Source organism: Clostridium sp. AT4, assembly GCF_001517625.2.
Lineage (GTDB): Bacteria > Bacillota > Clostridia > Lachnospirales > Lachnospiraceae > Enterocloster.
Map to the genome: position 1 here is coordinate 1,023,229 of NZ_LN999828.1, position 24,840 is coordinate 1,048,068.

Sequence of the window (24,840 nt, forward strand, 5' to 3'; positions counted from 1 at the left end):
ATGGAAGCATATGCACTGACAGATACAGGGAGAGTCCGCTCCATGAACCAGGATTATATTTATGCCTCTCAGGAAACCATTGGTTCCCTTCCAAACCTTTTTCTGGTAGCTGACGGCATGGGCGGTCATCAGGCCGGTGATTTTGCCTCCCGGTATGCAGTGGAACATCTGGTGGTGTACTTAAACCGCTGCCAAAAGGGAGCGGCAGTGGCTCAGCTGCAGGAGGGGATCCGCCAGGTAAATGCAGGCCTTTACGATGAATCCCTTAAGAGGGAGGAACTGAGCGGTATGGGATGCACGCTTGTAGCAGCGGTGATAGAGGATGGGATCCTCTATGCGGCTAATATCGGAGACAGCCGTCTTTACCGGATCCATGGAGGCCGGATCCGCCAGGTTACAAAGGATCATTCCTATGTGGAGGAAATGGTAGCCAGAGGGAAAATGGTCCGGGGAAGTGCGGACTATAACCGCAGGAAAAATATCATTACCCGGGCAATGGGAATCGGAACCCATGTAGAGGCAGACTTTTTTGAGGCGGATTTAGAGTCGGGCGACTATATACTTCTCTGTTCCGACGGCCTTACCAATATGGTGGCCGATGAACGGATCTGCGCCATTATATCCGAACCCGGCACTCTTAAGGAAAAGGCAGAGCGTCTGATCGAGGAAGCCAATGAGAGTGGAGGAATCGATAATATTGCGGTTGTTCTTGTAAAATTCGAGGAAGGGGGAACCGGCCTATGTTAAATCCTGGAACCTACCTTCAGGAGCGGTATGAAATTCTGGAAAAAATCGGCTCAGGCGGAATGTCTGTTGTCTATAAGGCAAAATGCCATACCTTAAACCGTCTGGTAGCGATTAAGGTACTGAAGGAAGAATTTGCCTCAGATGAGAATTTTGTAAGCAAGTTTAAGATGGAAGCTCAGGCAGCAGCACGGCTTTCCCATCCCAATATTGTAAATGTATATGATGTAGTAGATGAGGAAAATCTTCATTATATCGTGATGGAGCTTATTGAGGGGATTACCCTCAAAAGCTACATTGAAAAAAAGGAACTTTTAGACAGCAAAGAGGCGATCGGTATTGCCATCCAGGTGGCACAGGGGATTGCGGCAGCTCATGAGCAGCATATCATCCACCGGGATATCAAGCCTCAGAACATGATCATTTCAAAAGACGGCAAGGTAAAGGTAGCAGACTTTGGCATTGCCAGAGCCGTTTCCAGCCAGACGGTTAATTCATCGGCTGCTGTGGGCTCGGTGCACTATATTTCACCGGAACAGGCCAGAGGCGGATACTGTGATGAGCGAAGCGATATCTATTCCTTTGGAATTACGCTTTATGAAATGGTTACAGGCCGGGTTCCCTTTGAGGGGGACAATACGGTTGCTGTGGCTCTGGCCCATCTGGAGGATCCGGTGGTCCCGCCAGGAGATTATAATCCTCAGGTCTATCCGGGGTTGGAGGATATTATTTTAAAATGTACCAAAAAGAAGCCGGACAGGCGCTATGGCTCCATGGAGGAGGTAATCCACGATCTGCGCCGGGTGCTTATGGATCCGGAATGTGATATTTACCAAAATGAGGAAATAGAGGAAGGGGGGGATCCCTATCAGACACGCCCTATTTCTAAAGACGAGTTAAGCCAGATCCGGGATCATCACCGCCGTAAAAGCAAGGAGACTGGTGCAGATGAGGCGGAAAAAGGGACAGAGGGTCTTGAAACGTCTGATGAAGAAAATGGATCCCCAGACAGCCTGTCTAAAGAGGATGCGGAGGAGTTTGGCGACGGCACGGGAGATCATCGCAGCAGGCATCATTCTTCCCGCAAAAGAGAATTTCATAAAAAGATTCCCTCCAGAAAGCGGGACGAGGATGTAAGCACACAGTTTGAACGGATGATCGCTGCGATTGGCATTATAGCTGCCATACTGGTCGTGATCGTGGTTGTTTTTGTGTTTTCAAGACTTACAGGGCTGTTCTGGCCCGGAAGCGGGCAAGACAGCCAGGAAAATCAGACAGAGGCGGTCACGCAGTCCGCATCTATGGAGGAAATCCAGGTGATCCCGGATGAGGGAGGGACTATAATGCCAAATGTTTTAGATCTGCCCAGAGATATGGCGGAAAGCAAGCTTAAGGAATATGACATTGTAATGAAGGTTACAGGGGAAGAGTACTCCGAAAACTATTCCAAGGGCTATGTAATGCGCCAGGATGTGGACGAGGGGACAGCAGTAGAAAAATGGAGTACCGTAGGAGTTACCATCAGCAAGGGAAGCGAACGGGTAGACGTAAAGGCGCTTAATTTATCCGGTATGGATAAAAAGCAGGCAGAGGAGATTTTAAAAGATAAGGATTTGATTCCGTCTGCAAAAGAAGAAGCAAATGATACGGTGCCGAAGGGAAAGGTGATCCGTGTTGGAACAGAAGAAGCAAAGGCGGGAGATACGGTGGAGCTTTTTGTAAGCTCAGGCCCTAAAACCGTTCAGGGACAGGTGCCAAAGCTGACGGACGGCGATGCGGCAGTAGCAGATGCTCTTTTAAAGGCAGCCGGTCTTGTGAGCGGTACAGTGACCTATGAGTACGATCCTTCCAAGCCTCATGGGCAGGTTCTTTCTCAGAGTGAACTTCCGGGAACCATGTTGGAGCCCCAGTCTGCAGTGGATTATGTAGTTAATGACAGTGCTCAGGCTTCCACAGAGGCTGCTGCGGCAAAAACAGGAGAGGAAGAGAAATATTATGTTGGTTCCATTGACGCTACCTGCTCCTTAAGCAATTATATTGGCCCTGCTTCCCAGACAAGCAGCGTGCGTATTTTGATCCGTTTAAAACAAAAGGATCCCAAGGATGCCAATACCTATGTATACACAAACCTGATCAGTCCCAGACTGGTAGTAGGCTCTCAGGATATTCCTGTTGTATTCTCGCGGATCAAGGGCGCATACGGCGTTGACAGCGGGATTGTGGAGGTTGTAGATGTGGATAATGACGATAAGGTGATCCAATCCTGGCCGGTATCCTTTTTCCCGGCAGGATAAAAAAGAACAGGAAACAATATGACAGGAAAGATAATCAAGGGAATTGCAGGCTTTTATTATGTAAATGACGGCGAAAACCGGGTGTACCAGTGCAGGGCAAAAGGTATTTTCAGAAACAGGAAAATTAAACCCCTGGTAGGAGATAATGTGGAATTTTCCATCCTGGATGAAGAGGCAGGAGAGGGAAATATCGACGAGATCCTTCCGAGAAAAAATGCCCTGGTGCGCCCGGCGGCAGCCAATGTGGATCAGGCGCTGGTACTCTTTGCCCTGACTCAGCCATCCCCCAATTTAAATCTTCTGGACCGCTTTCTGGTGATGATGGCTATGGAGGAGATTCCGGTAGTGATCTGCTTTAATAAGGCGGATCTGGGAGATGGTGCCATGGAGGAGGAGTACAAAAAGATATATGAGGGCGCTGGTTATGAAGTTCACTTTATCAGTGCCAGGACTGACCTGGGGATGGATCAGGTTCGTGAGCTTTTAAGAGGGCGTACGACGGTGCTGGCCGGCCCTTCCGGAGTAGGGAAATCCTCCCTTACAAACCGGATCCAGCCGGAGGCATCCATGGAAACAGGAGGCATCAGCCGGAAGATTGAGCGCGGAAAGCACACCACCCGTCATTCAGAACTGTTTTTTGTGGAAAAAGATACTTATATGATGGACACACCGGGCTTCAGCTCCATGTATACGCCGGAAATAGAGGCTTCTGAGCTGAAGGAGTTTTTTCCGGAGTTTGCAGAGTTTGAGAATGAATGCCGCTTTTTGGGCTGTGTCCACATAGGAGAAAGGGTCTGCGGGGTAAAGGAAGCGGTAAAAGAGGGGAAAATCAGTCTCAGCCGCTATGAGAATTACCGTCTGATCTATGAAGAACTTAAGCAGAAAAGGAGATATTAAATCATGTATTATAAGGTAGCGCCGTCAGTTCTGGCGGCAGATTTTGCAGAGCTTGGAAGTCAGCTTCGGGCTGTTTCAGAGGCCGGAGCAGAGTGGATCCATCTGGATGTGATGGATGGCGCCTTTGTGCCGAGCATTTCTTTTGGCATGCCAGTGATCAAAAGCATCCGCCGGGTAACGGATCGTGTGTTTGACGTTCATATGATGGTGGAGGAGCCGGGCCGCTATGTGGAGGATGTAAAGAAGGCAGGAGCGGATGTGATCACCGTCCATGCCGAGGCCTGTAAGCATTTAGACCGGGTGATCAGCCAGATCAAGGAAGCCGGCTGTCGGGCCGGAGTGGCTTTAAATCCGGCGACTCCTGTTTCTGTGCTGGAACATATTCTGGATCAGGTGGACATGGTTTTGATCATGACCGTTAATCCGGGCTTTGGCGGACAGAAGTTCATCCCCTATACCATCGAAAAGGTAAAAGCAGTGAGAAGGCTTTGTGACGAGCGGGGCCTTACGACAGACATACAGGTAGACGGCGGCATCAGCGCAGCCAATGTAAGAGAGGTTTTAGAGGCAGGAGCCAATATCTTTGTAGCAGGAAGCGCCGTGTTCGGAACAGATCCGGCAGCCCGCACAAGAGAGATGGTCGAAATTTTTAAGGAATACGAGAAATGAAACGATGTCTGATCCTTACCGGCGGACGGCTTGATCCGGCCTTCGCCGGTTCCTTTTTACAAACAGAGGAATTTAACAGAGTGATCGCGGTAGACGGCGGACTGAAAGGTGCAAAGGAGCTGGGCCTTGTGCCGGATGTGATCGTAGGTGATTTTGACTCCGTTGATCCGGCGGTTCTGGCATTTTACCGGAAGATGGAGCATATTGTCTGGGAGGTCCACCAGCCGGAAAAGGACGATACGGATACAGAGCTGGCCTTAAAGCGGGCCATGGCCATGGGAGCAGGAGAAATTGTTATCCTTGGAGCCACCGGAGGACGTCTGGATCATATGATCGGTAATATACAGCTTTTATATCCCTGCCTTCAAAAGGGAATCCGTGCCAGCATCATAGATCCTCAGAACCGTCTGTATCTGATTGACGGAGAAACTGTATTTCGCAGGCATGAAGTCTGGGGAACGTATATTTCCTTCCTGCCTCTTACACAGGAGGTAACAGGAATTACCTTAAAGGGCTTTAAATATCCGCTGGAAAATAAAGATATCTGTATTGGTACCAGTCTCTGCATCAGTAATGAACTCATAGAAGAAGAGGGACGGATTACCTTTTCAGAGGGTGTTCTGATGGCGGTGGAATCTCATGATTGATGATCGGAGAAACTGGACTGGTTAAAAAGTGATAAACTGGATATTTGTAACCATCCACTTTAGTGGTACCATATGCATCATAAAATGCAAGTGAGGAGCGGATGATTATGAAATTATCAAAGATTGCCATGACCGGACTTTTTGCAGCCCTTTCCTATGTAGTATTTACCTTTTTGCAGATTAAGATCACCCTTCCCGGCGGAGATGCCACCTCCATTCATCTGGGAAATGCGGTCTGTGTGCTGGGTGCCCTGATCCTAGGCGGCTTTTACGGCGGTCTGGGCGGAGCCATCGGCATGACCATTGGGGATCTTTTCGATCCTGTCTATGTAATATATGCCCCTAAGACCTTTATCCTGAAGCTCTGTATCGGTCTGATCACCGGGTTTGTGGCTCACAGGCTGGGGCATATCGATGAAAGTAGCGACCAGGGCCATGTGCTGCGCTTTGCAGCAGCAGGAGCGGTCTGCGGTCTTGTCTTTAATATGATCTTTGATCCGCTGTTTGGATATTATTACAAGCTTCTGATCCTTGGAAAGCCGGCGGCAGAGCTCGCCCTTGTATGGAACGTGGCCTCCACCTCCATCAATGCAGTTCTTTCCGCCATTGCTTCCCTTGTGATCTACATGCCCCTTCGCCGGGCTTTGATCCGATCCGGGTTGGTTGACAAGCTGAAATAAGGAGTATCCGTTATGCCAAATTACCATCAGAAGAAAATTGCAATGATAAACGATCTTTCCGGGTACGGCCGCTGTTCTCTTACAGTGGCTCTTCCCATTTTATCGGCCATGGGCATCCAGTGCTGTCCGGTGCCGACCTCGATCCTTTCCAATCACACAGGCTTTCCAGTGTATTATTTTGATGATTATACCGACCATATGGAGCCCTATATTGAGAAATGGAAGGAGCTGGGGCTTACCTTTGACGGCATTGCCACAGGATTTCTGGGCTCGGAGCGCCAGATTGAGATTGTGAAGGATATGATCGCAGCTTTTCGCACGTCTGGGACAAAGGTTCTGGTAGATCCCATTATGGGAGATCACGGAATCGCCTATGCGACCTACACGCCGTCCATGTGCAGCCGGATGCGGGAGCTGGCTGCCATGGCCGACATATTGACTCCCAACCTTACAGAGGCCTGTATTCTCGCCGATGTTCCCTACGAGAGCGGGGAAATGAGTTATGAGGCGCTGGCCGGCCTTGTAAGACGTCTTCAGAAGCTGGGGCCTTCCGCTGTTGTGATCACAGGGATCCGAAAGGGACCTGACCTGGTAAATGCCATGGCAGAGGGAGAAGGTGAGGTTTCCTTTTTGAGCCGCAAAGCCGCAGGAGAGGAACGGCCCGGTACGGGAGATGTGTTTTCCTCCATTATCACCGGGGGATGCATCCGGGGCTGGAGCCTAAAGAGGTCTGTTAATCTGGCGGCTGATTTCGTAAGAGACTGCATTGTGCGTTCCGGAGAGCTTCAGATACCGGTTAAAAACGGAGTCTGTTTTGAACTGCTTTTAGGCAGCCTGTGCCAGATGACGGACAAATAGGCGCCGGAAGGGAGCTTTTTCAAAAAAAGGCTTTTATTTCACTGGAAAATGTTATATACTCATAAACAAGTATGTAAATACAGTAAGGAGATCCAGGAGGAGTATCATGTTAGATTTAAAGTTTGTCAGAGAAAACCCTGACATCGTAAAGCAGAATATTAAAAATAAATTTCAGGACGGAAAACTTCCCCTGGTAGACGAGGTAATCGCGCTGGACGCTGAAAACCGCGCTACCCAGAAGGAAGCTGACGATCTCAGAGCCAGCAGAAACAAGCTGTCCAAGCAGATCGGCGCTCTCATGGGCCAGGGAAAGAAGGAAGAGGCAGAAGAGGTGAAAAAACAGGTCAGCGCCAATTCCGCCAGACTGGCTGAGTTAGAGGCAAAGGAGAGCGAGCTTGCCGAGAAGATCTTAAAGATCATGATGACCATCCCAAATATCATCGATCCAAGCGTACCCATCGGTAAGGATGACAGTGAAAATGTAGAGATCGAGAAGTTCGGTGAGCCAGTGGTTCCTGATTTTGAGATCCCCTACCACACAGATATCATGGAGCGTTTTAACGGCATTGATCTGGATGCTGCCAGAAGAGTAGCAGGAAACGGCTTCTACTATCTGATGGGCGATATTGCCAGACTTCACTCTGCAGTGATTTCCTATGCAAGAGACTTCATGATCGGACGCGGCTTTACCTACTGTGTACCTCCCTTTATGATCCGCAGCAATGTAGTAACAGGCGTTATGAGCTTTGCCGAGATGGATGCCATGATGTATAAGATCGAGGGCGAGGATCTCTATCTGATCGGTACCAGCGAGCATTCCATGATCGGAAAGTTTATTGACACCATTACGCCGGAGGCAGAGCTTCCCATGACGCTCACCAGCTATTCCCCATGCTTCCGCAAGGAGAAGGGTGCTCACGGCATTGAAGAGAGAGGTGTATACCGCATCCACCAGTTTGAGAAACAGGAGATGATCGTTGTCTGCAGACCGGAGGAAAGCCCTGTATGGTATGACAAGCTGTGGCAGAATACCGTAGATCTGTTCCGTTCCCTGGATATCCCGGTAAGAACCTTAGAGTGCTGCTCCGGCGATCTGGCTGATCTTAAGGTGAAGTCCTGTGATGTAGAGGCATGGTCCCCACGGCAGAAGAAATATTTTGAGGTGGGAAGCTGTTCCAACTTAGGAGATGCTCAGGCCCGCCGCTTAAAGATCCGTGTAAATGGCGAAGACGGAACCAAGTATCTGGCACATACTTTAAACAACACCGTAGTAGCGCCTCCCCGTATGCTGATCGCTTTCCTGGAGAACAATCTGCAGGCAGACGGCAGCGTAAAGATCCCTGAGGCATTAAGGCCTTATATGGGCGGAATGGAAGTTATGATTCCTCAGAAATAAACAGGAGTAAATATATGGTAAAATTCAATCATTTTAATTTTAATGTACTGAACCTGGAAAAGAGCCTGGAGTTTTATGAGAAAGCCCTGGGACTTAAGCCGGTAAGAGAAAAGGATGCTTCTGACGGCTCCTTTAAGCTGGTGTATTTAGGAGACGGTCTCAGCGACTTTACTCTGGAGCTGACCTGGCTTAAGGACCGCACAGAATCCTACAATCTGGGTGAGTGCGAATTCCATCTGGCTTTCCATGTGGATGATTATGACGCGATCCATAAAAAGCACCAGGAAATGGGCTGCATCTGCTATGAAAATCCGGCTATGGGAATTTATTTCATTTCCGATCCGGATGGATACTGGATTGAGATTGTTCCGGAAAACAAATAAAGAAGGAAAAAGGAAACCGGCCTCCGCTTTAAAGCGGGGAGCCGGTTTTTTAACGGGCTGCGTCCAACTGGACGGAGCGTATTACTGATTGTACTCGCTGTATTTCTCCTCACAGTACTGGCAGCGGTAGGTTTCTGTCTTTTCATCTGCCAGATAGAAGATGTGTGGAAGCTCCTGTTCGATGGAGGTAATGCAGCGCGGATTCTTGCAGTGGATCACGTTGGTGATCTTTTTGGGAAGCTTTAAGGCCTTCTTTTCAGCAATTCTGTCATCACGGATGATATTTACGGTGATGTTGTGATCGATATAGCCCAGAATATCCAGATCCAGCTTATCTAAACCGCCTTCGATCTTGATAATGTCCTTGCGGCCCATTTTGTTGCTTCGGGCATTTTTAATGATGGCAACCTGGCAGTCTAATTTGTCAAGGCCCAGGTGATAGTAAATATCCAGGCTCTTTCCTGCCTCAATGTGGTCAAGGACAATGCCTTCTTTTAATCCGCTGATATTTAACATGGCTTTTCTACCTCCAGTAATGTCATGATCAGTGCCATACGGACATATACGCCGTACTGGGCCTGTTTGAAGTAAGCAGCTCTTGGATCGTCATCTATCTCCACAGAGATTTCGTTTACTCTTGGAAGGGGATGAAGGATGTACATATCCGGCTTTGCCAGCTTCATCTTTTTGCGTGTCAGGATATAGCAGTCCTTTAAGCGGATGTAATCCTCTTCATTGAAGAAGCGCTCTTTCTGCACGCGGGTCATATAAAGGATATCCAGGCTTCCCAGAGCGTCGTCCAGATTTCCTACCTCTTCAAATGGGATGTTGTTGGCTTCCAGTACGTCCTCGCGGATGCTGTCTGGAATACGAAGCTCCGGCGGGGAGATCAGAACGAATTTTACACCCGGATAGCGAACCATGGCGCTGATCAAAGAATGAACGGTACGGCCGAATTTAAGGTCGCCGCACAGGCCGATGGTTAAATTGTCCAGGCGTCCCTTTAAGGAGCGGATGGTCATAAGGTCTGTCAGGGTCTGGGTAGGATGCTGATGGCCGCCGTCACCTGCATTGATGACAGGAATTTCTGCCTTCTGGGCTGCTACAAATGCGGAACCCTCCTTGGGATGACGCATGGCGCAGATATCAGCGTAGCAGGAAATCATGCGGATGGTGTCGGCAACGCTTTCTCCCTTTGCAGCGGAACTGGAATTAGCGGAAGAAAAGCCGAGAACATTGCCGCCCAGGTTCATCATGGCTGCTTCAAAGCTTAAGCGTGTTCTGGTGCTGGGCTCATAAAACAGGGTAGCAAGCTTTTTGCCGTCGCAAACGTGCGCATATCTGGGAAGATTTTTCTCGATGTCTCTGGCTAATGCTAAAAGGTCATCGATTTCCTCCACAGAGAAGTCTAAGGGATTCAGTAAGTGTCTCATGTGATTCTCCTTTGCCTTTTCTATTTTATTTTAAGTGATTTTGGGAAATAGTCCACACTGAACCAGTGCGATAGCCGGACAGCCAGATATGGCACTGATTTGTGCCTCGTCATATTCTTACATAGAATGACAAAGAAGTCAAGTAGAATTTGGGCGGCCGTAAAAAATATTTAAGGAACTTTAAAGGAAAAAGGGACAGCGGCTATTGACGTTTTATGGTATACTGTCTAAAGACAGACAACACAACCATGCCTTTTACAGGCAGGCAAAGGAGAGTTCATTGACAGAAACAGAGAAGAAAGCTCCGATTCCCGTAATCCGTGTAAGGAATCTGTATAAGATTTACCGGGTGGGAGAGACAAAGGTACGGGCATTAAACGGCGTGGATTTTGAAATCTATAAGGGAGAGTTTGTAGCCATTGTAGGAACCTCCGGTTCCGGCAAATCCACCCTTTTGAATATGCTGGCCGGACTGGAGAAGCCCACCAAAGGCGAGATCATCATAGGAAAGGTTCATATGGAACGGTTGACGGAAAAACAGCTTGTGGCATTCAGGAGGGAAAAGGTTGGATTTATTTTCCAGTCCTATAATCTTTTAAATACCATGAATGCCGTTGAAAATGTAGCTCTTCCCTTATCGTTCCGGGGAGTGGCCAAAAGAGTGCGGCTTAAAAAGGCCAGGGAATTTCTGGCGCTGATGGGGGTGGCAGATCAGGAAAAGCATATGCCAAACCAGATGTCCGGAGGCCAGCAGCAGAGAGTGGGCATCGCCAGGGCTCTGGTGGTAGACCCGCAGATCATTTTTGCGGATGAGCCTACGGGGAATCTGGATTCCAAGACCACCATGGAGGTACTGCGGTTAATGCAGCGCATTGTAAGAGAACAGAAGCAGACACTTGTGATGGTTACCCATGACAACAACCTGGCTTCCTACGCAGACCGCAGGATCCGGATCGTGGACGGGAAGATCACGGGCATAGAGACCGGGGGCCGGTCAGCCTTAGATGAGACGGAGGAGAAAACAGTATGAAAGCATGGAAAAAGGCAAAGGCCCTGCTTATGCTTGCAGCGGCTTTTATGGCAGCAGCGGGAGGCATCCCGTCTATGGCCAGTGATTTTAAGACAGGCTACAACACAAATGCCAGTGATAATGATCATATATTCACAACCAAGTCTCCCAAGGGGAATATCGGCAAGTCTATGAGCATTTCATTCCGGGTTCGGGCGACGGATGAGGATATGGATAATCTAAAGGTAAGCCTTCTTGAAACAACGGAATTTCAGCAGATCGAGTCAAAAGGTGAAAGCGACTATACAGTTGATTACTATCCATTTGAAATTATGGAAACCACCTTTGTGGGGAAAAATGTAGGAAATATAAAGGCGGGCAATGTAAAAAGTGTTTCCCTTTCCGCCAGAGTCCGCAGAGACGCCGCCCAGGGCTATTACAGCATCCCCATTCAGTTAGAGTGGGATGGGGGCTATGATGTGGATTACATCAATATCTGGATTTCCACCAGTTCCACTACCTCTGAGGATGAGGAAGAGGATAAAAAAGAGGGAAATTATTTTGTGATCGGTGAAAATCAGTCCACACCCAGGGGAGTTTATCCCAATGTCATTGATTTTGGCGTCAATTTCCGCAATAAAAGAGAAACCACAGCCCAGAATGTAACCATTTCCATGGGGCTTTCGGAAGATGACGCCAAATTCCCCTTTGAGATCAATGACGGCAATTATGACCGAACCTTTGAGCGGGTCAGTCCGGGAGAAACCGTGGCTGCCCAGTACAGCATGGCCATCCGTGAGGATTCCTATACAGGCTATTATCCGATCAAATTTACCATTACCTTCCGCTTAAGCTCTGAGGGCGACCTTCACACAGAGGAGGGCGTATTTTACGTTCATGTGGTGTCCAAGGATAAGGAGGACGACCTGGGGGAATTTGACGCAAATGACAGAGTCCGGGCCAGAGTGATCGTAGAGGGATATCATACGGTGCCGGAGGAGGTCTATGCGGGCAATGAATTTGAGCTTGTATTAAATATGAAAAATGCCTCTACTACGGTTCCGGCCTCGAATATCCTGTTTAATCTGGAATCGGAAAAGGTTTCCGATAGCGCTGTTTTTACCACAGAGTCCGGTACGGCATCTATGGTTGTGGATTCTCTGGCTCCGGGCCAGACCACAGAGATCCGGGCTAAATTCACAGCCAAGGCAGGTGTGGATCAGCGCTCCTATGGCATTACGGTAAAAGAAAAGTATGACAGCCCTGAGTTTAAAAATGCAGAGGAAAGCATTATTGTGGATATTCCCGTAAAGCAGTATGCCCGTCTGAGCACCAGCAATATTGATGTAATGCCGGATACCATGTCGGTTGGCTCTGAATCCAACGTGATGTTTGGCATCAACAACACGGGAAAGGTGATCCTTTATAATGTAAACGTAACCTTTGAGGGAGATTCCATCAAGCCTGTGGATACATATGTAGGCAATATTAAGCCCGGAGAGACGGGAAATGTGGATACCATGCTTACGGGCATTGCTCCGACTATGGATGACGGCACCATCCGTCTTCAGATCCACTATGAGGATGAAAACGGACAGGCGGCGGAGCCGGTGGAAAAAGAACTGAATCTGATGGTGACGGAGGAAATGGAAACAGAGTTTGATCCGTCCCTTACTATGGATCCTGAGCTTATGGAGCAGGAGAAGCCGTCCTTTTTTGAAGCATATAAAATGTGGATTCTGATGGGAGGCGCAGCGGCTGCAGGGGCTGTAGGTTTCGTCACCGTGCGTCATATCCGTAAAAAGCGCAGGGCGGCAAAGGAGAAAGAGGATATAGAAGATGAAATTTCCTGATCTTCTGATCATGAGCATGAATAATTTAAGGCGCAGGAAGCTGCGGACGGTGCTGACGGTACTGGGAGTCATCATAGGAACAGCTGCGATCGTCGTTATGGTTTCCCTGGGAATCGGTTTAAATGAGATGACTATGGAACAGATTGCGTCCTGGGGGAGTCTGACTACCATTGAAGTGTACAGCCAGAGTTCCGGCGGAGGGATGCAGATGATGGGAGCGGCGATGTCCTCTCAGAACAGCGAATCGGAACCGAACTATATCACAGATAAGGTAATAGACAATTTTAAGCGGATTCCTCATGTGACGGGGGTTTCTCCCGTTTTAAACATGAATGTGGTCATGCGCCAGGGGGCCTATATTTCTACCTATGTCCAGTTAAAGGGAGTAAGCCAGTCCTATCTGGAGCAGTTAGAGCTGGCAGAGGGACGGCTCCCGCAGCCGGGAGAACTGGGGCTGGTATTTGGAAATGGGGTAATCCGTGATTTTACGAATGCCAAGACCGGAAAGGGCTACTGGGATACGGGAGAGATGCCGGATGTGGATCCTATGGGAAAACCCATGTTTGTCATTTTTGACATGGATGCTTACTATCAAAGTCAGGGTTCCGGCAGCTCTTCAGACGGGACTCCTGTAAAGCCGCCTAAAAAGTACATGATCGAAACTACGGGAATGCTGGCAGGAGGGGAAAACGGCTACAGCAATTATTCCTGGTATGTATTTACGGATATTGACGGCCTGAAAGCCCAGTTAAAAAAAGTATTTAAAAAGGGAACACCCATCCCCGGACAGCCCACCAATAAAAAGGGAAAGCCTTTAAATGAACTGGTTTACAACAGCGCAGAGGTCTTTGTAGACGATATGGAAAATGTGACCCAGGTACAGGAACAGCTGGCAGCTATGGGCTATCAGGTAAACAGCCAGATGGACTTTCTGGAAAGCTCCAGACAGCAGTCCAACATGGTCCAGGCTGTTTTGGGCGGGATCGGCGCGGTATCCCTTTTTGTAGCCGCCATCGGTATTGCCAATACCATGATGATGTCGATTTATGAACGTACCAAGGAAATCGGTGTGATGAAGGTTTTGGGCTGCGATATGGGAAATATACGGAATATGTTTCTGATTGAATCAGGATTTATCGGTTTTATGGGCGGAACGATAGGAGTGGCTTTAAGCTATGGTGTTTCCGCGATTGTAAACCGTTTTGTAAATATGTCCCAGTCCATGGGGCTTTCGGGAGATCTGTCCCGGATTCCACCATGGCTTTCCATGGCAGCCATTGGCTTTGCTGTTTTTGTAGGCATGGCCGCAGGCTTTATGCCGGCAGTCCGCGCTATGAAATTAAGCCCTCTGGCAGCTATTCGGAACGAATAGGGCACAGGGCGGTTCATAAGCAGAAATAATAAGTAATGCTTCTAAAAATAATTTGCAATATAAGCAGAAATCATATATACTGAAAGCGAATGAGCGAGCGTGTGACTGGCGGATGGTGGGAATAACCACAGGGAGCACGCGAAACGGGACAGAATATGTTCGCAGTTACGAGCCGGCCGCCTGGGCACCTTTTTCAATGTGTACCAGGAGACCGGTTTTTTATTTTACTTTTATATATGGAGGCCAAGACATGAATGTAAGATCACTGGAACAGGAATTAAAGACCAATGCGTATCCGGGACGGGGGATCGTCATCGGAGAGACTGGGGATGGCAGATATGCGGTGACCGCCTATTTTATCATGGGAAGAAGCGCAAACAGCCGCAACCGCGTATTTGTGACAGAGGGAGAAGGTATCCGTACGCAGGCCTTTGATCCTGAAAAGCTGGAAGATCCCAGCCTGATCATCTATGCTCCGGTCCGCGTGCTGGGCAATAAGACCATTGTAACAAACGGTGATCAGACGGATACCATTTATGAGGGAATGGATCATCAGCTTACCTTTGAGCAATCTCTGCGCAGCCGTGAGTTTGAGCCAGATGCTCCCAACTATACGCCCCGGATTTCCGGTATCCTTCACACGGAAAATGGCCGTTACAGCTATGCCATGTCTATTTTAAAGAGCAATCAGGGTGACCCCTCCTCCTGTCTGCGTTTTACCTATGCATATCAGAACCCTGCAGCCGGAATGGGCCATTTCATCCATACCTATATGCATGACGGCAGTCCTCTTCCAAGCTTTGAGGGTGAGCCAAAGGCTGTAGCCATTGAGGGAACCATTGACGAATTTACCTCAATGGTCTGGAACAGCTTAAATGAGGATAACAAGGTATCCCTCTTTGTGCGATATATCGACATTGCTACAGGTGAGACAGAGACAAGAATTGTAAATAAGAATCAATAATCATTAAAAAAATGAGTCAGGAGAGAGAAGCATGAAAGAACTGGAATTAAAATACGGATGCAACCCCAATCAGAAGCCTTCACGGATTTTCATGGAAAATGACAGAGAGCTTCCCATTACAGTTTTAAGCGGAAGACCGGGTTATATCAACCTTTTGGATGCCTTAAACGGATGGCAGCTGGTAAAAGAGTTAAAGGAGGCAACGGGACTTCCGGCAGCCACCTCCTTTAAGCACGTTTCGCCTGCTGGTGCCGCCGTGGGCCTTCCCATGGATGAGGTGTTAAGGAAAATTTACTGGGTGGATGATCTTGGAGAGCTTTCTCCCTTAGCCTGTGCCTATGCCAGAGCCAGAGGCGCAGACCGTATGTCTTCTTTTGGAGATTTTATTTCATTATCGGATGTCTGCGACGTGGACACAGCCCGGCTGATCAAGAGAGAGGTTTCAGACGGCGTGATCGCTCCCGGATACGAGCCGGAGGCGTTAGAAATCTTAAAGACCAAGAAAAACGGCAATTACAATGTGATCCAGATCGATCCGGACTATGAGCCAGAGGCTTTGGAGCGCAAGCAGGTATTTGGCGTTGTCTTTGAACAGGGTCACAATAATTTAAAGATTGACAAGACTCTGCTCGAGCATATTGTTACAAAGGAAAAAGAACTTCCAGAGGATGCAGCAAGAGATCTTCTGATTTCTCTCATTGTCTTAAAATATACCCAGTCCAATTCCGTCTGCTTTGCAAAAGGCGGTCAGGCCATCGGAATCGGAGCAGGACAGCAGTCCAGAGTACACTGCACCAGACTGGCAGGCAGCAAGGCAGATAACTGGTATCTGCGCCAGGCACCCCAGGTGTTGAATCTGCCCTTTATCGACGGTATCCGCCGGGCAGACAGAGATAATGCCATTGATTTATACATTGGCGAGGATTATATGGATGTGCTTGCAGAGGGAAGATGGGAGCGCATTTTTAAGGAAAAGCCCCCTGTATTTACAAAAGAGGAAAAGCGGGCATGGCTGGACGGCCTTACGGACGTAGCTCTTGGCTCGGACGCCTTCTTCCCCTTCGGAGATAATATTGACAGGGCTTATAAAAGCGGTGTAAAATATGTAGCACAGCCGGGAGGCTCTGTCCGGGATGACCAGGTGATCGAAACCTGCGATCAGTACGGCATGGTGATGGCATTTACGGGAATCCGCCTGTTCCATCATTAAAGCATAGCTGTACTGCATCCATCGGAGCAGCTGAAAGGATCCCGCCAAAAGACACGGCTCATGGGCCAAACGGTCCATGGGCCTTTTATCCGATTTAAAAAGGAAAATTATGGGGAATTATACCGGCATGAAACGAGGATAATGAGAATGAAAGATCTGACAAGAGAGCATCCGCGTCATACCCTGTGGCGCTTTCTTCTTCCCATGCTGGCAAGCGTAATGTTTCAGCAGTTTTACAGTGTTGCGGACAGCAGCATTGCAGGACGGTTCGCAGGAGAAGATGCGCTGGCGGCAGTAGGTGCCTCCTATCCGATTACAGTGATATTTATGGCCTTTGCCGTAGGAAGCAATCTGGGAGCATCGGTGGTGGTGTCACGGCTGTTTGGAGCCGGAGATTTAAAGAGGATGAAATCTGCAGTCAGCACGGCTTTTATTGCCTGCGGTGTGTTAAGCGCGGTTTTAACGCTGTTTGGCTGGTTTTTCTGCGGCTGGATGATGGAGCTGGTACATACGCCGGAAAATATTTTTTCAGAAGGTGAGCTCTATCTTAAGATTTATGTATATGGACTGACCTTTTTGTTTTTGTACAATGTATGTACGGGAATCTTTACGGCCCTGGGAGATTCCAGGACGCCTCTGTATTTTCTGATCGGTTCTTCTCTGGGAAATATTTTTCTGGATTTCTGGTTTGTGGCAGGACTTGGCCTGGGAGTGGCAGGCGTGGCCTGGGCGACCTTTATTGCTCAGGGGATTTCCGCTGTATTGGCACTTGTGACGCTGAGGTTCCGGCTTACGAAGATTTTCTGTGAGGGAAGGCCGCGGCTGTTTGACTGGGTGCTTCTGGGCCAGATTGCAGCTATTGCGGTTCCCAGCATCCTTCAGCAGAGCGTCCTGTCTGTGGGAAATATGTTTGTCCAGGAGATTGTAAACCGGTACGGCTCTGCGGTGATTGCAGGATATTCCGGGGCGATCAAGCTCAATACCTTTGCTATCAATTCCTTCATGGCTTTGGGAAGCTGTCTTTCCAGCTATACGGCCCAAAACCTGGGGGCAGGAAAAAGGGAGCGCCTTCCGGCCGGATTTCACACAGGGATCGGCTTGTCACTGTTTGCAGCTCTTCCATTTGTGATTTTGTATGCCTTTTTTGGAAGGCAGATGATGGGGCTGTTTTTGGGCGGGGAGAGCAAAGCTGCGATCGAAGCAGGGGTATTATTTTTAAGGATCGTAAGCCCCATGTACTTTATGATAGCGGTAAAGCTGATGACAGACGGCATTATCCGGGGAGCTGGGGCTATGAAATATTTTGTGATCGCTACGGTGCCGGATCTGATCTTAAGGATCTGTATGGCAGAGCTTTTAACCCCGCATTTTGGAAGCACCGGAATCTGGATGGCCTGGCCCTTTGGATGGATCGCGGCAACGGTGCTCACTCTGATTTTTTACCGCAGGATCATTTTGGAAAAATAGTACGTACACCTGGCAAGCTGCTCTGGCATATGATGAAGTAAGAATATGCAGGGGTGGCTTTCTTTGAAAACTTTTCCAAAACCATTATCCCAGATGGAAGAAAAGGAGTGTCTGGAGCGCTGCAAAGGGGGCGACCAGTCTGCCAGAAATATGCTCATTGAGCATAATATGCGTCTGGTAGCCCATGTGGTAAAAAAATATCAGTGCCCGGATTACGAAACAGAGGATCTTCTGTCGGTGGGAACCATCGGACTGATAAAAGCAGTCAATACATTTAATGCAGACAAAGGTTCAAAACTGGCGACGTACGCGGCCCGGTGCGTGGAAAACGAAGTGCTGATGAAGCTCAGAAGCAATAAGAAACTTGCAAGAGAGGTATCCCTCTATGAACCCATCGGAGTAGACAAGGACGGAGAGACGGTAAGCCTGATGGACGTGATCGAGATGGAAAATCCCGAAACCATAGACGGGCTGATCTTGGATCAGGATATCAGGGAAATGTACCGGGCCTTTGACCGCTGCCTGACAGATCCGGAAAAACAGGTCATTTCCATGCGGTACGGCCTCTTTCGGGGCAGGGAGCATACACAGAGGGAAATTGCAGCCCGTATGGGGATATCCAGATCCTATGTCAGCCGGATTGAAAAGCGGGCGATAGGGAAGCTTCGGGCAGAATTTGAGCATTTTTAAGCGGCAGCGCCATAAATATCTAAAATACAGGATAAAAGTGTAAATAAATTAAAAAAATATGCATTGTCATGGAAATGATTTCCGTTTATACTGAGTAGGAAAGACAGGATAAGGAGGAAATGACATGGCTGTTTTAGTAACGGGAGGCGCCGGATATATCGGAAGCCATACCTGCGTAGAGCTGCTGAATGCAGGCTATGAGGTAGTAGTCGTAGACAATCTTTACAATTCCAGCGAGAAGGCCCTGGAGCGTGTTGAGGAGATCACGGGAAAGAAGCTGAAATTTTATCAGGCAGATCTGCTGGACCGCGAGGCGGTAAAAAGGATTTTCGATCAGGAATCCATCCAGGCTGTGATCCATTTTGCAGGCTTAAAGGCAGTAGGTGAATCCGTTCAGAAGCCTCTGGAATATTATCACAATAATATTACAGGAACGCTGATCCTGTGTGATGAGATGAGAAATCACGGCGTAAAGAACATTGTATTCAGCTCTTCTGCAACGGTATACGGCGATCCTGCACAGATCCCCATTACAGAGAAATGTCCCAAGGGTGAGATCACTAATCCCTACGGACGCACCAAGGGAATGCTGGAGCAGATCCTGACGGATTTCCATACTGCAGATCCGGAGTGGAATGTAGTGCTGCTGCGTTACTTTAACCCAATCGGCGCCCATGAGAGTGGAAGGATCGGAGAGGATCCCAAGGGAATTCCGAACAATCTTGTCCCCTATATTGCGCAGGTAGCGATCGGTAAGAGAGATCATTTAAATGTATTCGGAAATGATTATGACACACCGGACGGCACAGGCGTAAGAGATTATATCCATGTGGTAGACCTTGCGAAAGGCCATGTAAAGGCCATGAAGAAGCTGGAATCCAAAGAGGGTGTCAGCATCTACAACCTGGGTACAGGCGTAGGCTATAGCGTCCTTGATGTGCTTCATGCCTATGAAAAAGCCTGCCACAAAACTTTAAAGTATGAAATTCAGCCCCGCAGGGCCGGAGATATCGCAACCTGCTACTCGGACTGCACAAAGGCAAAAGAGGAGTTAGGCTGGGTTGCTGAAAAGGGAATCGAGGAAATGTGTGCCGATTCCTGGAGATGGCAGTCCATGAATCCGGACGGCTACAGAGAATAAAATACAGGAGCCATATCAGCAGAAGCGGACAGAGTTCCAACGGCTGGTATGGCTCTTAAATTTTGCTTGCTATTTTGCAGGTTATCCGGTATAGTAAAAATATCTGTTTGATCTATTAAACAAATTTTTCAAATCTGTTTGATCATATCTGAATTTCATTGGTTTTATCTTTTTTATTCCCGTTTACCATTGGCGAGTCAGGGGCGAAGTGTACCTTTTTAACGAAACAGGAGGTGGGTTTATGTTTACAAGGATTAACAGCAGCGGAATACAGGGAATCGGGGCATATCCGGTGTCTGTGGAGGCGGATGTGGCAAATGGTCTTCCAGGTTTTTCCATATCCGGTCAGCTGTCCACAGAGGTCAGGGAAGCACAGGAGCGGGTCCGGACCGCGTTAAAAAATTCCGGCTTTCAGCTTCCGGCTAAAAAGATTACGGTAAATTTATCGCCGGCAGGTGTAAAAAAGGGAGGAACGGCCTTTGATCTTCCCATTGCAGTAGCAGTATTAGGTGCTTTTGGGGTCTTAGATACAGGCGGACTGGGAGAATGTCTTGTGATTGGAGAGCTGGGGCTGGATGGAAGCGTAAAACCAGTTCCGGGAGTTCTGGTCCATACGGAGGCCGCAAGAGCAGGGGGATTGAGACAGTGTATCCTGCCGGGGGAAAATGAAAGGGAAGGGAGGCTCATAAAAGGAATACAGATCATCGGGATCCGCTCACTGAAAGAGCTGGTCCAGACGCTGGCCAGGCCGGACTGGAAAAGTACAAGACAGAAAGAGGAGACAGAAGAGGAGGAGAAGGATAGATCCTGCGAAGGAGATTTGGTCGATTTTAAGGAAATAAACGGGCAGGGAGTGCTGCGGCGGGCCGCAGAGGTGGCTGCGGCGGGAATGCACGGACTTTTGATGTGCGGCAGTGCGGGAACCGGAAAATCTATGGTAGCCTCCCGTATCCCCACGATTCTTCCTGGTCTCACCAGAGAAGAGGATATAGAGATATCCAGAGTTTACAGCGTCTGCGGCAAGCTTCCCCCTGGGCGTCCGCTGCTTTCTAAGCGGCCCTTTCGCAGTCCTCACCATACGATTTCTCCTCAGGGCCTTACGGGAGGCGGCCGCTTTCCGGTTCCCGGAGAATTTTCACTTGCTTCGGGAGGTGTGCTGTTTTTAGATGAGCTGCCTCATTTTGGCCGCGGCGCCATAGAGGCGCTGCGTCAGCCTATGGAAGAACGGAAAATTGTGATCAGCCGTGTCTGGGGAAGCTGTGAGTTTCCGGCGGATTTTCTCATTGTGGGAGCCATGAATCCCTGCCCCTGCGGCTTTTTTCCGAACCGTAACCGGTGCAGCTGTACAGAGGCGCAGATCCAGGGATATTTAAGAAGGCTGTCCCGCCCTATTTTAGAGCGCTTCGATATGGGGGTGGAGGCGGCTCCCGTTTCCTTTCGGGAGCTGGAAGAGACTCCGGCGGAAAATGAATCCTCAAAAGAGATCCGCACACGGGTGGAACGGGCCGTAAAAATACAGAAAAAGCGCTTTGAAGGAACGAAAATCCGCTTTAACAGCCGGATGGGGCCGGCGGAAATCCGGCGTTTTTGTCCGTTGGGAGAAAGGGAACGGGAGTTTGCCGAAAAAGTTTATGAAATAAGAGGATTAAGTGCCAGAAGTTATCATAAGGTTTTAAAGACAGCCAGAACCATAGCGGATCTGGCAGGAGAGAAAAATATCAGGCGGGAACACCTGGCAGAGGCATTTGGATACCGCACACTGGAGGGACGGTTATGGGGACGGGAGAAGAATTAGAACGGCTGTTTTTGCACTGGCTCATCCGGATGGAGGGAATGGGAGCTGTGACTGTAAAACGGATCGGAGCATTTGCAGGAAGCTATCGAAATGCATATTATATAGAAGGAATGGAACTTCAAAAAGCGGGGATCTTAAAGACAGAGGAAAGCTGCATACGGTATGATGCCTGGAAAAAGGAATTTTATCCGATGGAAGAGGAATATTACCGTCTGGCAGAAAAAGGAATCCGTTTTATCACGCATCTGGATCCGGATTATCCGTCCCGTCTTCTTTCCCTGTATGACTTTCCGGCTGCTTTGTATGTGAAAGGAGATCTCCCAAAAGAAGATGAACCGGCGGCGGCTATTATCGGTGCCAGGGAGTGTTCGGCTTATGGCCGGCAGACGGCAGAGCATATGGCGAAAGAGCTGGCAGAGGCAGGCGTAACGATTATCAGCGGCCTGGCCAGGGGAATCGATGGAGCCGGACATAAAGGCGCTTTGGATGGAGGTGGAAAAACCTTTGCAGTTCTGGGCTGCGGCGTAAATATCTGTTATCCCAGATCCAATTACAGCCTGTATACTCAAATTGGGGAACAGGGCGGTCTTATATCGGAGTATCCCCCGGATACCCCGCCTCTGGCCCGCAATTTCCCCATGAGAAATCGGATCATCAGCGGTCTTTCAGACGCAGTTTTGGTGATAGAGGCCAGAAAAAAGAGCGGTTCCCTGATTACAGCACAAACAGGACTGGATCAGGGAAAGGATATTTATGCAGTTCCGGGACGGATTACAGATTCCTTAAGCGAAGGCTGCAATCAGCTTATCGCTTCCGGCGCTTTCGTCCTCATATCTGCCGAAACCCTTTTGGAAAACATGGGCATTTCCTACAAAAAGAAAGACCGGGCGGGGGAAAAAATTGAGAAGGGACTTGCAAAGCGTGAAAAAATGGTGTATAGTTGCTTGGATTCCGAACCGCTCCATGCAGAGGAAATCGCAGCGAGGGCAGGACTTTCTGTAAGCCAGTCCATGGATGTCCTTCTCACTCTGGAGCTGGAAGGCTATGCAGTGCGGACAACAGGTCTGTACTATGTCAGAGGGGATTTATGATATGGCCCCAAGGGGAAACTGACAGAAAGAATCAGTAACACAAAATAAGGAGTTTTACACCATGGCGAATCATCTGGTAATCGTAGAATCACCTGCAAAGGTGAAAACCATAAAAAAGTTTCTGGGAAGCAGCTACGAGGTAGACGCTTCCGGAGGCCATGTAAGGGATCTGCCTAAAAGCCAGCTTGGCTTTGATCCGGAGCATGATTATGAACCGAAATATATTACGATCCGCGGAAAGGGAGATGTTCTTGCGAAGCTGCGCAAGGAGGTAAAAAAGGCAGATAAGATCTATCTGGCAACGGACCCGGACCGTGAGGGAGAAGCCATTTCATGGCATCTGATGAAGGCTTTAAAGTTGGATGAGGTAAAGAATAAATCCGTTTACCGCATCAGCTTTAATGAGATTACTAAAAATGCAGTAAAGGCTTCCTTAAAGGCTCCGAGAACGCTGGATATGAATCTGGTCAATGCTCAGCAGACCCGCAGGATGTTGGATCGTATGGTAGGCTACCGCATCAGTCCGCTTTTATGGGCAAAGGTTAAGAGAGGCTTAAGCGCCGGCCGCGTTCAGTCTGTGGCCCTGCGCATGATCTGCGACCGTGAGGATGAGATCAATGCATTTATTCCTGAGGAATACTGGAACTTGGACGCGTCTTTTAAAATTGCCGGAATGAAAAAGCCTCTGACTGCCCGTTATTACGGCCCTGCAGACAGCGGAAAGGAGGAAAAGGCAAAGGGCGCAAAGACGGTGATCCGCAGCAAGGCAGAGCTGGATGCGGTTATGAAGGATTTAGAAAACGTATCCTACCTTGTGGATGAGGTGAAAAAGGGAGAGCGTGTGAAAAAAGCACCGATTCCGTTTACCACCAGTACCATGCAGCAGGAAGCCTCAAAGGCTCTTAATTTTTCGACCCAGAAGACCATGCGCCTGGCTCAGCAGCTTTATGAGGGCGTAGAGGTAAAGGGGCACGGCACCATTGGTTTGATCACTTATCTGCGAACCGATTCTACCCGTATCGCGGAAGAAGCAGATGCTGCGGCAAGAGCCTTTGTAAAAGAGCACTATGGAGAAAACTATATGGCTGCAGGCGAACCGGCCAAAAAGAATGCGGGAAAGATCCAGGATGCTCATGAGGCTATCCGCCCTACCGATATATCCCTTACTCCTGTAATGGTAAAGGAGTCTCTTCCAAGAGACCTTTTCCGTCTGTATCAGCTGATCTGGAAGCGTTTTGCTGCCAGCCGCATGGCTCCGGCCGTGTATGAGACGACCATGGTAAAAATCCGGGGAGGAAACCAGCTGTTCAGTGCAGCTGCGTCCCGGCTGTCCTTTGACGGTTTTATGTCTGTATATGTAGATGCAGATGATGAAGAGGAGAAGGGCCAGACCATGGGAGCCATGGAAAAGGGAAGTGCGCTTTCTCTGGAAAAACTGGAGCCCAGCCAGCATTTTACCCAGCCGCCGGCTCACTATACAGAGGCTTCCCTTGTAAAGGCGCTGGAGGAGCAGGGAATCGGACGTCCCAGTACCTATGCGCCCACCATTACTACCATTATTGCCAGACGCTATGTTGCAAAGGAAAATAAAAATCTTTATGTGACAGAGCTGGGAGAGGTAGTAAACCGGATCATGAAGCAGTCCTTCCCAAGCATTGTAGATGTGAGCTTTACCGCAAATATGGAATCCCTTCTGGATAAGGTGGCAGACGGCACGGTGGCATGGAAAACCGTGGTAAGTAATTTTTATCCAGATCTGGACGAGGCGGTAACGATCGCGGAAAAGGAGCTGGAATCGGTTAAGATCGAGGATGAAGTTACGGATGAAATCTGTGAACTCTGCGGAAGGAACATGGTGATCAAATACGGTCCCCATGGAAAGTTCCTGGCCTGCCCTGGCTTTCCGGACTGCAAAAATACGAAACCCTATCTGGAGAAGATCGGCGTTCCCTGTCCCAAGTGCGGCAAAGAGGTGGTGCGCAAGAAGACGAAAAAGGGCCGTCTTTATTACGGCTGTGAGGCAAATCCGGACTGTGACTTCATGTCCTGGCAGAAGCCTTCCACTCAAAAATGTCCCAAGTGCGGCTCTTATATGGTAGAAAAGGGCAGTAAGCTGCTCTGCGCGGATGAAACCTGCGGTTATCGTATGGATCCGGCAGAAAAAGAAAAGTAGAAAAAGACAAATATCTTAAAATAATCGAAAACTTCAAAAAACTCTTGTTATTGCTTTGAAATTGTGCTAAAATT

At 48.8% G+C, this 24,840-nt stretch carries 22 protein-coding genes and 1 riboswitch; of the genes, 20 read left to right on the forward strand and 2 right to left on the reverse strand.

The features are described from left to right. The 9 genes from BN3656_RS10955 (at position 1) to BN3656_RS10995 (ending at position 8,568) form a co-directional block, all read left to right on the forward strand. Positions 1-747 carry a Stp1/IreP family PP2C-type Ser/Thr phosphatase gene (locus BN3656_RS10955; RefSeq protein WP_066547940.1) on the forward strand — a complete coding sequence of 249 codons (747 nt, stop codon included), beginning with the start codon at positions 1-3 and terminating at the stop codon, positions 745-747. Continuing rightward, a complete protein-coding gene (gene pknB, locus BN3656_RS10960; RefSeq protein ID WP_066547943.1) occupies positions 741-3,038 on the forward strand; it encodes a Stk1 family PASTA domain-containing Ser/Thr kinase in 2,298 nt (765 codons plus the stop codon). Before BN3656_RS10955 ends, pknB begins: the two co-directional genes overlap by 7 nt. An 18-nt stretch (positions 3,039-3,056) precedes the next feature. Then, entirely contained in the window at positions 3,057-3,935 is an 879-nt protein-coding gene (gene rsgA, locus BN3656_RS10965; protein WP_066547946.1) for a ribosome small subunit-dependent GTPase A, read from the forward strand. A gap of 3 nt (positions 3,936-3,938) precedes the next feature. Continuing rightward, a complete protein-coding gene (gene rpe, locus BN3656_RS10970; RefSeq protein ID WP_066547949.1) occupies positions 3,939-4,604 on the forward strand; it encodes a ribulose-phosphate 3-epimerase in 666 nt (221 codons plus the stop codon). Next, on the forward strand, positions 4,601-5,251 hold the full coding sequence (locus BN3656_RS10975) for a thiamine diphosphokinase (protein ID WP_066547957.1): 651 nt from the start codon (positions 4,601-4,603) through the stop codon (positions 5,249-5,251). Before rpe ends, BN3656_RS10975 begins: the two co-directional genes overlap by 4 nt. 107 nt (positions 5,252-5,358) lie before the next feature. Next, the gene (locus tag BN3656_RS10980; protein ID WP_081422935.1) at positions 5,359-5,931 is read left to right on the forward strand and encodes an ECF transporter S component; all 573 of its coding nucleotides are present in this window, start codon (positions 5,359-5,361) and stop codon (positions 5,929-5,931) included. 12 nt (positions 5,932-5,943) lie between these two features. Continuing rightward, entirely contained in the window at positions 5,944-6,789 is an 846-nt protein-coding gene (locus tag BN3656_RS10985; RefSeq protein WP_066547967.1) for a pyridoxamine kinase, read from the forward strand. Positions 6,790-6,895: 106 nt separating this feature from the next. Further along, positions 6,896-8,185, forward strand: coding sequence for a serine--tRNA ligase (gene serS / locus BN3656_RS10990; RefSeq protein WP_066547970.1), 1,290 nt, complete (start codon positions 6,896-6,898; stop codon positions 8,183-8,185). A 14-nt stretch (positions 8,186-8,199) separates the two neighbouring features. After that, entirely contained in the window at positions 8,200-8,568 is a 369-nt protein-coding gene (locus BN3656_RS10995) for a VOC family protein (protein ID WP_066547973.1), read from the forward strand. Positions 8,569-8,649: 81 nt separating this feature from the next. Here BN3656_RS10995 and BN3656_RS11000 read toward each other — a convergent pair whose 3' ends face one another. Then, positions 8,650-9,084 carry an aspartate carbamoyltransferase regulatory subunit gene (locus tag BN3656_RS11000; protein WP_066547976.1) on the reverse strand — a complete coding sequence of 145 codons (435 nt, stop codon included), beginning with the start codon at positions 9,082-9,084 and terminating at the stop codon, positions 8,650-8,652. Continuing rightward, positions 9,078-10,001, reverse strand: a complete 924-nt coding sequence (gene pyrB, locus BN3656_RS11005; protein WP_066547979.1) for an aspartate carbamoyltransferase — start codon at positions 9,999-10,001, stop codon at positions 9,078-9,080. The genes BN3656_RS11000 and pyrB overlap by 7 nt, the downstream gene beginning before the upstream one ends. A 280-nt stretch (positions 10,002-10,281) precedes the next feature. On the opposite strand from pyrB, the gene BN3656_RS11010 reads away from it, so the two are divergent. From BN3656_RS11010 to topA, 11 genes are all read left to right on the forward strand, one after another. Then, positions 10,282-11,031 (forward strand): ABC transporter ATP-binding protein, encoded by a 750-nt coding sequence (locus BN3656_RS11010; protein WP_242962988.1) that lies wholly within the window; start codon positions 10,282-10,284, stop codon positions 11,029-11,031. Further along, positions 11,028-12,863 (forward strand): hypothetical protein, encoded by a 1,836-nt coding sequence (locus tag BN3656_RS11015; RefSeq protein ID WP_066547981.1) that lies wholly within the window; start codon positions 11,028-11,030, stop codon positions 12,861-12,863. The genes BN3656_RS11010 and BN3656_RS11015 overlap by 4 nt, the downstream gene beginning before the upstream one ends. Then, positions 12,850-14,235: an ABC transporter permease gene (locus BN3656_RS11020; RefSeq protein ID WP_066547983.1), complete on the forward strand. Its 1,386-nt coding sequence runs from the start codon at positions 12,850-12,852 to the stop codon at positions 14,233-14,235. Before BN3656_RS11015 ends, BN3656_RS11020 begins: the two co-directional genes overlap by 14 nt. 91 nt (positions 14,236-14,326) lie before the next feature. Next, positions 14,327-14,428, forward strand: a riboswitch (ZMP/ZTP riboswitch). 57 nt (positions 14,429-14,485) lie between these two features. After that, a complete protein-coding gene (locus BN3656_RS11025) occupies positions 14,486-15,199 on the forward strand; it encodes an IMP cyclohydrolase (RefSeq protein WP_066547984.1) in 714 nt (237 codons plus the stop codon). Between the two features lie 31 nt (positions 15,200-15,230). Next, positions 15,231-16,409, forward strand: coding sequence for a phosphoribosylaminoimidazolecarboxamide formyltransferase (locus BN3656_RS11030; protein ID WP_066547986.1), 1,179 nt, complete (start codon positions 15,231-15,233; stop codon positions 16,407-16,409). A gap of 147 nt (positions 16,410-16,556) precedes the next feature. After that, positions 16,557-17,876: an MATE family efflux transporter gene (locus tag BN3656_RS11035; RefSeq protein WP_066547988.1), complete on the forward strand. Its 1,320-nt coding sequence runs from the start codon at positions 16,557-16,559 to the stop codon at positions 17,874-17,876. A gap of 45 nt (positions 17,877-17,921) precedes the next feature. Further along, a complete protein-coding gene (sigK, locus tag BN3656_RS11040; protein ID WP_278284200.1) occupies positions 17,922-18,566 on the forward strand; it encodes an RNA polymerase sporulation sigma factor SigK in 645 nt (214 codons plus the stop codon). Positions 18,567-18,690: 124 nt separating this feature from the next. Further along, the gene (gene galE, locus BN3656_RS11045) at positions 18,691-19,707 is read left to right on the forward strand and encodes a UDP-glucose 4-epimerase GalE (protein WP_066547990.1); all 1,017 of its coding nucleotides are present in this window, start codon (positions 18,691-18,693) and stop codon (positions 19,705-19,707) included. Positions 19,708-19,948: 241 nt separating this feature from the next. Next, the gene (locus BN3656_RS11050; RefSeq protein WP_066547993.1) at positions 19,949-21,502 is read left to right on the forward strand and encodes a YifB family Mg chelatase-like AAA ATPase; all 1,554 of its coding nucleotides are present in this window, start codon (positions 19,949-19,951) and stop codon (positions 21,500-21,502) included. Next, a complete protein-coding gene (gene dprA / locus BN3656_RS11055; RefSeq protein WP_066548005.1) occupies positions 21,481-22,593 on the forward strand; it encodes a DNA-processing protein DprA in 1,113 nt (370 codons plus the stop codon). Before BN3656_RS11050 ends, dprA begins: the two co-directional genes overlap by 22 nt. Before the next feature lie 61 nt (positions 22,594-22,654). Next, positions 22,655-24,766 (forward strand): type I DNA topoisomerase, encoded by a 2,112-nt coding sequence (gene topA, locus BN3656_RS11060; RefSeq protein WP_066548009.1) that lies wholly within the window; start codon positions 22,655-22,657, stop codon positions 24,764-24,766. Positions 24,767-24,840 lie beyond the last annotated feature (74 nt).